This is a genomic window from Gemmatimonadales bacterium (genome assembly GCA_035502185.1).
Lineage (GTDB): Bacteria > Gemmatimonadota > Gemmatimonadetes > Gemmatimonadales > JACORV01 > Fen-1245.
Genome location: DATJUT010000025.1, coordinates 1 through 9,986, shown reverse-complemented (window position 1 = coordinate 9,986; position 9,986 = coordinate 1). Strand labels below are relative to the sequence as shown.

The 9,986-nt window shown below is 72.3% G+C and carries 13 protein-coding genes and 1 tRNA gene; 1 reads left to right on the top strand and 13 read right to left on the bottom strand.

Annotation, left to right across the window (positions count from 1 at the left end; genetic code table 11):
- Positions 1-387: 387 nt before the first annotated feature.
- Positions 388-756, bottom strand: coding sequence for a hypothetical protein (locus tag VMF70_03310; GenBank protein ID HTT67035.1), 369 nt, complete (start codon positions 754-756; stop codon positions 388-390).
- Positions 757-1,085: 329 nt separating this feature from the next.
- On the opposite strand from VMF70_03310, the gene VMF70_03305 reads away from it, so the two are divergent.
- Positions 1,086-1,949: a hypothetical protein gene (locus tag VMF70_03305; GenBank protein ID HTT67034.1), complete on the top strand. Its 864-nt coding sequence runs from the start codon at positions 1,086-1,088 to the stop codon at positions 1,947-1,949.
- Between the two features lie 63 nt (positions 1,950-2,012).
- Here the strand turns inward: VMF70_03305 and VMF70_03300 are convergent, their stop codons facing one another.
- From VMF70_03300 to VMF70_03245, 12 genes are all read right to left on the bottom strand, one after another.
- The gene (locus VMF70_03300) at positions 2,013-2,726 is read right to left on the bottom strand and encodes a hypothetical protein (protein ID HTT67033.1); all 714 of its coding nucleotides are present in this window, start codon (positions 2,724-2,726) and stop codon (positions 2,013-2,015) included.
- Between the two features lie 175 nt (positions 2,727-2,901).
- Positions 2,902-2,976: transfer RNA gene (locus VMF70_03295), tRNA-Arg, on the bottom strand.
- Positions 2,977-3,076: 100 nt separating this feature from the next.
- Complete coding sequence (locus VMF70_03290) at positions 3,077-3,376, bottom strand: acylphosphatase (protein HTT67032.1); 300 nt, start codon at positions 3,374-3,376, stop codon at positions 3,077-3,079.
- On the bottom strand, positions 3,373-4,026 hold the full coding sequence (locus VMF70_03285) for a DedA family protein (GenBank protein HTT67031.1): 654 nt from the start codon (positions 4,024-4,026) through the stop codon (positions 3,373-3,375). The genes VMF70_03290 and VMF70_03285 overlap by 4 nt, the downstream gene beginning before the upstream one ends.
- The gene (locus VMF70_03280) at positions 4,019-4,675 is read right to left on the bottom strand and encodes a protein-L-isoaspartate(D-aspartate) O-methyltransferase (GenBank protein ID HTT67030.1); all 657 of its coding nucleotides are present in this window, start codon (positions 4,673-4,675) and stop codon (positions 4,019-4,021) included. Before VMF70_03280 ends, VMF70_03285 begins: the two co-directional genes overlap by 8 nt.
- On the bottom strand, positions 4,672-5,421 hold the full coding sequence (surE, locus tag VMF70_03275) for a 5'/3'-nucleotidase SurE (GenBank protein ID HTT67029.1): 750 nt from the start codon (positions 5,419-5,421) through the stop codon (positions 4,672-4,674). The genes VMF70_03280 and surE overlap by 4 nt, the downstream gene beginning before the upstream one ends.
- Positions 5,418-6,146, bottom strand: a complete 729-nt coding sequence (locus VMF70_03270) for a glycosyltransferase family 2 protein (protein ID HTT67028.1) — start codon at positions 6,144-6,146, stop codon at positions 5,418-5,420. Before VMF70_03270 ends, surE begins: the two co-directional genes overlap by 4 nt.
- Positions 6,139-6,504, bottom strand: coding sequence for a MerR family transcriptional regulator (locus VMF70_03265; protein ID HTT67027.1), 366 nt, complete (start codon positions 6,502-6,504; stop codon positions 6,139-6,141). The genes VMF70_03270 and VMF70_03265 overlap by 8 nt, the downstream gene beginning before the upstream one ends.
- 2 nt (positions 6,505-6,506) lie before the next feature.
- On the bottom strand, positions 6,507-7,508 hold the full coding sequence (locus VMF70_03260; protein HTT67026.1) for an NAD(P)H-dependent glycerol-3-phosphate dehydrogenase: 1,002 nt from the start codon (positions 7,506-7,508) through the stop codon (positions 6,507-6,509).
- Complete coding sequence (gene plsY / locus VMF70_03255) at positions 7,505-8,125, bottom strand: glycerol-3-phosphate 1-O-acyltransferase PlsY (GenBank protein ID HTT67025.1); 621 nt, start codon at positions 8,123-8,125, stop codon at positions 7,505-7,507. Before plsY ends, VMF70_03260 begins: the two co-directional genes overlap by 4 nt.
- Entirely contained in the window at positions 8,125-9,435 is a 1,311-nt protein-coding gene (gene der / locus VMF70_03250; protein HTT67024.1) for a ribosome biogenesis GTPase Der, read from the bottom strand. Before der ends, plsY begins: the two co-directional genes overlap by 1 nt.
- A gap of 89 nt (positions 9,436-9,524) precedes the next feature.
- Positions 9,525-9,986 (bottom strand): DUF512 domain-containing protein (locus VMF70_03245; protein HTT67023.1); only part of this gene is annotated, 462 nt, incomplete at its 5' end.

The following is a 9,986-nucleotide window of genomic DNA, read 5'->3' as shown; positions in this document are numbered from 1 at the left end:
CGCCCGGCTCCGGCTGGCGTCGCCGGAGCGATGCCGTCTGGCCAGCTCGGCTGAGCCGTGGATCGTACGCCGCAAGCCCGCGATCCTGCGGCCCGAGGCGCGGACACCGCCCCAGCAGTCGCGCCGGGACGCCTCGGACCGGTCCGGTGTGGGTGGCCGGCCGAGCGCCCGACGGCCACGAGTCCGGTGGGCCGGGCCCTCGGCTAGCCTCCATTGGCCCGGTCGGGGTGCCGGCGTGAAGCAGACCCCAGCCTCGCCGAAGCCGACGGGCTTCCAACCCGTGCCAGCCGGCACGGGTCTCAGGCTGTCCCGGGGCTCCCCCGAAAGACCAGATGCGGCAAGGGAAATCTGGTACCCGGCCCAGCGAGAGCCAGGTGGGGGTTCAAGTCATTTCTCGACAGTGTCCAGAACCTCAAGACTCCGAAGCTGTTGGAGGATCTCAGCCTCCAGGTTATCGAACGCCCGGCCGAACGCCTCGTGGACCGCGTCCTGCTTCCGGAGCGCGGGGCCCTCCCTCGCCGCCTCGGGCCGCTTCCTCGCCTTCGCGAGGTCATCGCGCTGCTGCCGGATTTCCTTGAAGCGCCTCAGCAGCTCGAGGACCCGCGCCGCCCGGTCCTCGACGGTGCCGACGAGCATGGTGGCGGCCACGCGGTCGGCCCCCACGCCGTGAACGAACCGGAGGTGGCCGTTGAGCCCTTGAAGCGTCATCCGGCGCGAGCACTGGGGGCACGCCACGATCTTCTTGCCTGGCCGCATGAGGGCGAATTTGCCCGTTGAGTTCTCTAAAGTCAAGATTCTTAGAGATTGTCGCGCCATCGCGGCGCTTATCCACACGATCCGGCCCGCGTTGCGCCGTCGCGTCAAAACCAGCCGATCTGTGGTCCCTGCGCACCAGGTTTCGAATCCGCCCATGGCCGCAAGCCGCTGGCGAACAACAACTTAGGAACTTCTCCGGCCGGCGCACGAGACGTGCGGAAGGTCACTTGAGTTACGGTCAATACGGTCACAGTGCTCCACTCGAGCGGCGTCGGCGGTACACGCTACGAGCTGGGCACGCTCGGGTCGCGCTCGCATGTGGAGGCCGCATGATCCGCCCACGGCTCATACAGGATCTTCGGGCAGCGATCGACAAGAGCAATTACTTCGTGGCCGATGACTTCCACATCGACACGGAGAACACCAAGGACCAGTCCAGCAACCTCATCGTCAGGTACCGCTTCAACGAATCGTATTACCTCGTCGCGGTCGTTCCCCTGTCCGCCAGCAACGGGCCGTGGTTCGAGATCAGCATGACCGTGAAGCCGGGCTCGATCGCCGACACCGAGGTGCTGACCGTGGGCGCCTGGGACCAGGTGGTCCAGGCGACGCAGAACTGGCTGGCCCGGATCCACGAGGAGCTGCAGGCGGTGCCGGTGGCTCGCGACCTGGCCATGCAGGCCCAGGAGCTCGAGGACCTGCTGCGGAAGTTCACCGACCTGCCCGACGAGTACTTCTCCAAGACCGAGACGGCGGACATGGAGGCGCGGCTCGAGCAGCTCGAGGCGCGCATGGAGGAAGGCCTCCGCGACCAGATCGAGGACCTCGGCCTGCTCAAGTTCAAGACCATCGGGATTCGCCAGGACATCCGCACGCTGAAGGAGACCCTGCCCTCGCTGAAGAAGCAGAGCTGGGCCGGCAAGCTCCTGGTGCGCGTCAACGGCTGGATGCGCGATCCGGACAACCAGCGGGTGCTGAAATCCGGGCCCGAGGTTGCGCGGACCTTGCTGCTCAACGGCACCCCGGTCAAGCCGCGGCCCCGCCGCAGCTGGCCGAACTGGTTCCAGCCCCAGCAGCAGGCCGTGCAGGGCGCCCGGCCTCAGCCCGAGGTCTGGGACCCGCCTACGCTCATGGGGACGAGGGTGAAGCCGCCCGACACCGCCACGGGCGCGTTGCCGGCCGCCGGCGACTAGGGCGGCCGCCCGCGGGCGCGGCCAGGGTCCAGGCCGGCGCCGCCGCGGCTGCAGCGGCCCGGCTCAGCCCGCTCTCTGGTCGCCCGGCGGCTGATCCTTCGCGGCCGGCCCGGTTCCGCCCAGCTCGCCGAGCCGGACGCGCGCTTCCGCGGCCTGGTTGAGGGTGCCGAACTTCGCGATCACCTCGCCGTACACCTTCCGGGCGCCGGCCGAGTCGCCGGCGGTGGCGAGCGTCCGTCCGGCGTCGAGCAGGTTCTGCGCCTTGAGGAAGTCGTAGGGCGTGGTCTCGGAGGCCTTCTGGTAGGCCTCGGCGGCGTCGTGGTACTTCCGCTGCTGCTCGAGCCCGGCGCCGAGCAGCGACCAGGCCGAGGCCAGGATGTACGGCGGGTGGCTGCCCCGGACGAACGCCCGGAGCGACGTCACCGCCTGTTCGACCTGGGCACCGCCCTCCACCAGCCGCACCTGGCCGAGCATCACGATCCCCTCGTCGGCCGACTTCGTGCCGCCGTAGCGGTCGATCAGCTGGCTGAGGTCGTACGCCGCGAGCGGGAGGTCGCCGGCCTCGGCGTCGCCCCGCGCCTTGGTGAGGGCCTGCGCGGCGAACAGCTCCTTCCGGCTCTGCGAGATCACGTACAGCCAGGCGGCAGCGGCCACGATCACCACCGCGCCGAGCGCGAGCGCCACGTCGCGCTGGTGATCCTTGATCCACTGGCCCCAATCGCGCCCCGCGGAAGAAGTCGAACCGGACGGGAGCGGCGTACCTGACGAAGCGGTCATCCCTTCCCCATTCCCCACGATGGTCGGCCCTCGCGGGCCGTCGCCGTTGACACTGATGGCACGGCCGAGACGAGTTCGGCAGGCCCGGCCGGCAGCCTCTAATTCTAGTCCCTTCGACCGGTCGCGAGGAGCCCCCGAGACCTCGAATGGCTGGCGCCTCGGCCTCCTGCTCCAGTGCCCCTGGGGTGACTCGAACACCCGACCAACGGTTTAGGAAACCGCTGCTCTATCCATGCTGAGCTACAGGGGCCAAGCCCGTTAAGCTTCGTCAGCCGCGAACCCGTTCTCAAGCCCGACCGGACAACCAGGAATGAACACGGCAGGCGATGAGTCCTGTTCGCCTTTGCACGTTAGTGACTGATTGTGAACGACTTACCATCCACAAGCTCATGTGGAACATCGGAGCGGTCGAGGCGGACAATCCGCGCACCCGGGGGTCCGGCGGACAGCCTGGCATCCAGCGCATCGATCGTTGCGGCCCGCGCCAGGCCGACCACCTCGACCGAGCCGTCGTCCAGGTTCCGCACCCAGCCGCGCACGCCCAGCGACTGCGCGACGTTGAGCACGAACCAGCGGAAGCCGACCCCCTGCACGCGGCCGACGATGACCCATCGGCGCCCAACGAGGTCGCCCGTCTCCCCGCCGGTCATGCCCCGGCGCCCTTCCCCACCGGCCCGGCGAGCTGGCGCTGCCGGCGCCGGTGCCAGATCACGTAGCCTGCCACCAGCACGGCCACGACCGGGATCAGGATGACGACGGCGCGGTTCGAGTACGCGTACACCAGCTCCCGGTTGAACGCGTGGCGCTCCTTTCCGATCACCCATCCGATGACCATCAGGACCGCCCACCAGATTCCGGCGCCGGTCCCCGTGTACGCGAAGAACCGGCCGAGCGGCATGCGGGCGATGCCGGCCGGGATCGAGATGAGGTGTCGCGCGACCGGGAACAGTCTCGCCACGAAGACCGCGATGGGCCCGTGCCGCTCGAAGAAGCGCTCGGTGCGCTCGAGCGAGTGCTCGCTGACCAGCACCCACCGCCCGTACCGCACGAAGACCCACCGGCCGAGCCGGGCCGCCACCCAGTAGTTCGCGTAGGACCCGATCAGGCTGCCCAGGATCCCGCTGGCGAGTGCGAGCGTGAAGCTCATCTGGCCGGTGGCGGCGAGGTAACCGGCCGGCGCCATCACCAGCTCGGACGGCACGGGGATGATCGAGGACTCGATGGCCATCAGCACCACGATGCCCGGATAGCCGAGCTGGAGGATGGTGCCCACCAGCCACAGCAGGAAGCGCTCAACCATCGAAGCCGAACGTTCCCAGGAGCGGGACGAAGCGCGCGCCCGCGAGCCGGGTCCGCGTCGCGCGGCCGTTCACCTGGCGCACCAGCGTCAGGGCCTGGTCGGCCCGCTCGCCCAGGGGCAGCAGCATCCGGCCGCCGGGCGCGAGCTGCTCCAGGAGCGGTGCGGGCACGTCGGGCGAGGCCGCCGCGACGACGATGGCGTCGTACGGCGCGTAGTCGCGCCAGCCGAGCGTGCCGTCGCCCAGCAGCTGCGAGACGTTCGTCACGCCGGCCGCCTGCAGGGCGGCGCGTGCCTGCTCGGCCAGCAGCGGCACGCGCTCGACCGAGAAGACCTGCGCCACGAGGCGCCCCAGCAGCGCGGTCTGGTAGCCGGAGCCGGTGCCGATCTCCAGCACGCGGTCCGCCGGCGCCAGCCGCAGCGCCTGCAGGCAGCGCGCCTGGGTCGAGGGCTGGCTGATGTTCTGGCCGTGGCCGATGGGGAGCGCCGCATCGTCGTACGCGCGGGCGCGGAGCGCGGGCGGCACGAACAGGTGCCGCGGGACCTCGAGGACGGCGGCGAGCACGGCCGGATCGGTGACGCCCCGGCCGCGCACCGTCTCCACCAGCCGCTCCCGGAGGGCCGCGGGAGCGTCGCGGCCGGCGGCGCTCACTCGCCCAGCCGCCACGAGCGCACCACCTCGAGCAGGCGGTAGTTGGTGAGGTCCACGTGCAGCGGGGTCACCGACACGTAGCGGTCTTCCACGGCCTTGAAGTCCACGTCGTCGCCGCCGGTCCAGTCCAGCCGGCCACCGCCGATCCAGAAGATCTCCCGCCCCCACGGGTCCTTCATCCTCGACAGCGACTCGGCGTAGATGCGCTTGCCGAGCGTCGTGACTCGCACCCCGCGGACCTCGCCGGCCGGCACCGGCGGCAGGTTGACGTTGAGCAGCATGTCCGGCGGGAACGGCTTGGCCTCGACGATGCGGCGCAGCAGCCGCTGCAGGAGGTCGCGGTAGGTCGGGATGAGCTGGTAGTCGTGGCCGGCGAACGAGACCGCGACGCCGGGGACGCCGAGGATCAGGCCCTCCATCGCCGCGGCCACCGTGCCCGAGTAGAGGACGTCCTCGCCCATGTTGGGGCCGTGGTTGATGCCGGCGACCACGAAGTCGGGCGCCGGGGCCAGCAGCGCGCCGAGGGCGAGCACCACGCAGTCGGTGGGCGTGCCGTCCACCTGCCAGCGGTCCGGGCCGCGCGCGATGGGCCGCAGCGGCCGGTGCAGCGTGAGCGAATGGCTGGTGGCGCTCTGCTCGCGGTCCGGCGCGACGCAGCACACCGGAGCGATGGCCGTGCAGACGTCGATCAGGACGTCGAGCCCCAGCGAGTGCAGGCCGTCGTCGTTGGTGCAGAGGATCTTCATCGGTAGCCGGACTCGTGGCCCAGGAGGACGGGCCGCCAGTGACGCAGGAACACCGCCGCGAGCGCCAGGGTGTCGGCGCCGTAGCGGAAGTGGCTCGCGGCGCCCCCGTACACCGTGGGCACCTGGACGGCGGCGATCCGGAAGCCGCGCCGCGCCGCGAGGAACAGGAACTCGGTCTCGTACTCGTAGCGGCCGCCGGCCGGCCGCACCACGTCGGCGACCTCGCGCCGCATCGCCCGGAAGCCCGACTGCGAGTCGGGGACGGCGAAGCCGACGGCGCGCGAGAGCAGCGTGCTGGAGAGCCAGTTGGTCACCCGGCGGCCCAGGGGCATCGCGCCCTCCCGGGCGCGGGCGCCCACGACGAGGTCCGCGGCGCCGGCCGCGATGGGCGCCAGCAGGGCCCCGATCGCCTCGGGCGGGTGCTGCCCGTCCGCATCGAGGGTGACCACGGCGGCCGCGCCGGACCCCACCGCCGCCGCCAGGCCGGTGGCGAGGGCGCGGCCCTTGCCGAGGTTGGCGTCGTGCCGCAGCACCACGGCCCCCGACGCTTCGGCCGCCTCCGCGGTGCCGTCGCCGGACCCGTCGTCCACGACCAGGACCAGGGCGTCCGGGTCGCGGCGCCGCACCCGCTCCACCACGCCCGGGAGCGTGCCGGCCGCGCGGAAGGCGGGGATCACCACGGCGAGCGAAGGGGGAGGCGCGGCGGCCCCTCGCCCGTCACTCACGAGCCTGCGCCCGGTCGCCGTCGAGGATCTTGAGGATCCGCTCCAGCTCGGCCCTCAGGTCCCGCACCGTCTCGAAGGCGAGCGCCTGGCGCGCCTCCGGCTTCAGCTCTCCCGTGCGGCGGTACTGCTCGATGCGCTGGCGCGCGCCCTCGATGGTGTACTTCTCGGTGTAGAGCAGGTGCTTGACCAGCATGATCAGCTCGATCTCGCGGCGCTGGTAGACGCGGTTGCCGGAGCGGTTCTTGGCGGGATTGAGGAACCGGAACTGGCTCTCCCAGTACCGGAGGACGTGCGGCTTGAGGCCCGTGAGGCTGCAGACTTCGCCGATCGAGAAGAACTCCTGTACCGGATCCGCCACGGTCAACCCCACGTCTCGCTCTTCAGCGAACGCTCCATGAGCTGTCCGATCGCCTGACGGAGCGGCTTGCCCTCGAACAGGACGCACACCACCTCGCGCGCGATGGGCAGCTCCACGCCGGCCTGGGCGGCCAGCTCCACCGCCGCGCGCGCGGTCTCGACGCCTTCCGCCACCGACAGGCGCCGCGTCCGCACCTCCTCCAGCGATCGCCCCTTCCCCACCTCGACCCCGAGGCTCCGGTTGCGCGACAGCGGCCCGGTGGAGGTGAGCAGCAGGTCGCCCATCCCGGCCAGGCCGGCGAAGGTGGCCGGCCGCGCGCCCAGGGCGACGCCGAGCCGGGTGATCTCGGCCAGGCCCCGCGTGATCAGCGCGGCCCGGCTGTTGTGCCCCAGGCCCAGCCCGTCCAGGATGCCGGCCGCGATGGCGACCACGTTCTTGAGCGCGCCGGCCAGCTCCACCCCGGTCACGTCGGCGTTGGTGTACAGCCGGAAGTGCGGCACGCCGAGGGCGGCCTGCGCGCGGCGCGCCGTGGCGTCGTCCGCGGCGGCCACCACGGCGGCCGTGGGCTGGCGCTCGTACACCTCCCGCGCGAACGTCGGGCCCGAGAGCGCCGCGACCGCGGTGCCCGGCGGGAGCACCTCGCCCAGCACCTCGGACATCCGCCGGTGCGTGCCGGGCTCGAGTCCCTTCGACGCCCCGATCACCAGCGCGCCCGGCGCGATCCCCGGCGCCGCCGTGCCGACCACCTGCCGCACCGCGTGCGACGGCGCGACCGAGAGGACGAGCGCCGCGCCGCGAACGGCGGCGAGCGCATCGGTGGTCGCGGTCAGCGAGGGCGCCAGCGGCGCGTCCGGCAGGAACAGATCGTTCCGGTGGCGCCGGTTGACCTCGTCGGCCACCTCGGGCTCGTGCGCCCACAGGACGACCTCGTCGCCCTTCGCGCACAGCAGGTCGGCCAGGGTCGTGCCCCAGCTTCCGGCGCCGAGCACCGCCACCCGCGTCACGGCGCCGCCGGCCCTCGCCGCCGGAAGCGCGCCTCGGTGCCCGCGAGCAGCCGGCGGATGTTGCTCCGGTGGTTGAAGATCACGAACAGCGCCACGCAGCCGGCGACCCAGAACGCCGTGGCGCGGCTCGGGTAGAGCAGCCGCACCAGGAACGGGAACGCCATCGCCGCGGCGATCGAGCCGAGCGACACGTACCCCGTCGCCGCCACCAGGCCGATCCACACGACCGCGGCGGCCCCGATCGCCCCCGGCAGATACGCGAGGAACACGCCGGCCGCGGTGGCGACGCCCTTCCCTCCCCGGAAGCTCACGAACGGCGAGAACACGTGGCCCAGCACCGCGGCCGCGCCCACCACCAGCGCCCACCACGACGGCTCGTGCGTGAGGGCGTGGTAGACCAGCACCGGCACCGCGCCCTTCGCCACGTCGAACGCCCCCGCCGGCACCGCCGCCTTCCAGCCCAGCAGCCGGTACAGGTTGGTCGCGCCGAGGTTCTTGCTGCCGTGCTGCCGCAGGTCCACGCCGGCCATCCAGCGCGCCACGAGATACGAGCTCGGCACCGCCCCGAGCAGGTAGGCCGGCACCAGCCAGCCGAGGTGGATCCAGGTGAGCCCCATCAGGCCGCCGAGGCCCGGCGGCGGCGCGTGAAGCGCAGCCGGATGGGCGTGCCATCGAACCCGAACCGGGCCCTCAGGCCGTTGATGACGAACCGCCGGTACGACTCGGGGATGCCGTCCGGGTTCGAGGTGACGATCGCGAACGTCGGCGGCTCCTCCCCGATCTGCGAGCCGTAGAGCAGCTTCACTTCCGAGCCGCCCACCTGCGGCGGCTGCCGTTCCGCGATCATCTCCTTGATCGCGCGGTTCACCTCCGCGGTCTGCACCCGTCCCTTGCGGGCGTCCGCCACCTCGACCACGGTCGCCAGCACCTTCTGCACCCGCTGGCCCGTGAGCGCCGACAGGTACACGAACGGCACGTCGGCGAGGAACGGCGCGCGCTCCACCGCGCGCTTGCGGCCCGCCTCCGCGGTCTTGGTGTCCTTCTCGACCAAATCCCACTTGTTGACGGCGACCACCAGGCCGGTGCCCGCCTCCCACGCCTGCGCCGCCACCTTGAGGTCCTGGGTGTGCAGCCCGTCGGCCGCGTCCACCACGATCACGCACACGTCCGCCCGCTCGATCGCGCGCTGGGTCCGCAGCAGCGCGTAGAACTCCACGGCCTCGTCGATCTTGCCCCGACGCCTGAGGCCGGCGGTGTCCACCAGCGTGAGCGAGCGGCCGCCATGGACGAGCGTGCTGTCGATGGCGTCGCGCGTCGTGCCGGGCTCGGCCGCCACGATGTGCCGCTCCTCGCCCAGGAGCCGGTTCACCAGGCTCGACTTTCCGACGTTGGGCCGGCCCACCACGGCGACGGCGATCGCGTCCTCCGCCTCCTGGGCGGACCCGGTCGGCAGCGCCGCCGCGACGACGTCAAGCAGGTCGCCCACGCCCTTGCCGGTGGCCGCCGAGACGGCGACCGGGTCGCCGAGCCCCAGCTCGTAGAAGACGAGGTGGCGCGTCTCGCGGGCCAGCGCATCGGCCTTGTTCGCCACCAGGACCACGGGCTTGCCACGGCCCCGCAGGTACTCCGCGATCTCCTGGTCCGCGGGCGCGGGCCCGACGTCCACGTCCACCAGCAGCAGCACCACGTCGGCGGCCGCCACCGCCATCTCGACCTGGCGCCGGATCGCCGCGTCCATCGGCTCGTCGGACAACGGGAGGAAGCCGCCCGTGTCCACCAGCCAGAACGTGCGACCGTTCCACTCGGCCTTGGCGAAGTGGCGGTCGCGGGTGGAGCCGGGGCGCTCGTCCACGATGGCCGCGCGGCCGCCGACGATCCGGTTGAAGAGCGTGGACTTGCCCACGTTCGGCCGGCCGATCAGGGCCACCGTGGGCGCGGTGGCCCTCGGGGTGAGGCCAGATCCAGCGGGCGGCGCGACGGACGCCTCCGCTGCGGGTCGGTGCGCGTCCCGCGCGCTCACGCCGCCGCCTCGACGCCCAGTGCGTCGGTGAAGTGATACGACAGCTGGACCGGCACCGGCGCGGCAGCCGCCAGCGAGGCCAGGGACAGATCGTCCACGAACACCCCGTCCTCGTTCACCGCCTCGGCCGGCAGCAGGGCCAGGTCGTAGCCCGGCCGGGACGCCAGCGCCCCGCCCAGGTCCGCCCCGGCCAGGAGGCCCGCGGTGGTCACGCTGGGGCCGAAGTACGTGTTCTCCACCGCGACGCACTCGAACCGGCCGCCGGTCGCGCGCGCGAGCGCCTCGAGCACGGTCGGCATCAGGGGGCCCATCGCCGTGCCGGTCAGCACCAGCACCCGCCGGTCGGTCATGTCCGGCAGGCCGTGGGCCTCGGCTGCGATCAGGCTCTCCAGCCAGCGCACCGACCCGACCCCGTTCTCGACCTGCTCGAAGCCGTCGTACGCCGCGGCCGGCGGGAA

What these genes read in the sequence shown, in the direction of transcription:
- VMF70_03310 (HTT67035.1), bottom strand. Translation starts at nt 756, where the DNA reads ATGCGGCCAGGCAAGAAGATCGTGGCGTGCCCCCAGTGCTCGCGCCGG.
- VMF70_03305 (HTT67034.1), top strand. Translation starts at nt 1,086, where the DNA reads ATGATCCGCCCACGGCTCATACAGGATCTTCGGGCAGCGATCGACAAG.
- VMF70_03300 (HTT67033.1), bottom strand. Translation starts at nt 2,726, where the DNA reads ATGACCGCTTCGTCAGGTACGCCGCTCCCGTCCGGTTCGACTTCTTCC.
- VMF70_03290 (HTT67032.1), bottom strand. Translation starts at nt 3,376, where the DNA reads ATGACCGGCGGGGAGACGGGCGACCTCGTTGGGCGCCGATGGGTCATC.
- VMF70_03285 (HTT67031.1), bottom strand. Translation starts at nt 4,026, where the DNA reads ATGGTTGAGCGCTTCCTGCTGTGGCTGGTGGGCACCATCCTCCAGCTC.
- surE (HTT67029.1), bottom strand. Translation starts at nt 5,421, where the DNA reads ATGAAGATCCTCTGCACCAACGACGACGGCCTGCACTCGCTGGGGCTC.
- plsY (HTT67025.1), bottom strand. Translation starts at nt 8,125, where the DNA reads ATGGGGCTCACCTGGATCCACCTCGGCTGGCTGGTGCCGGCCTACCTG.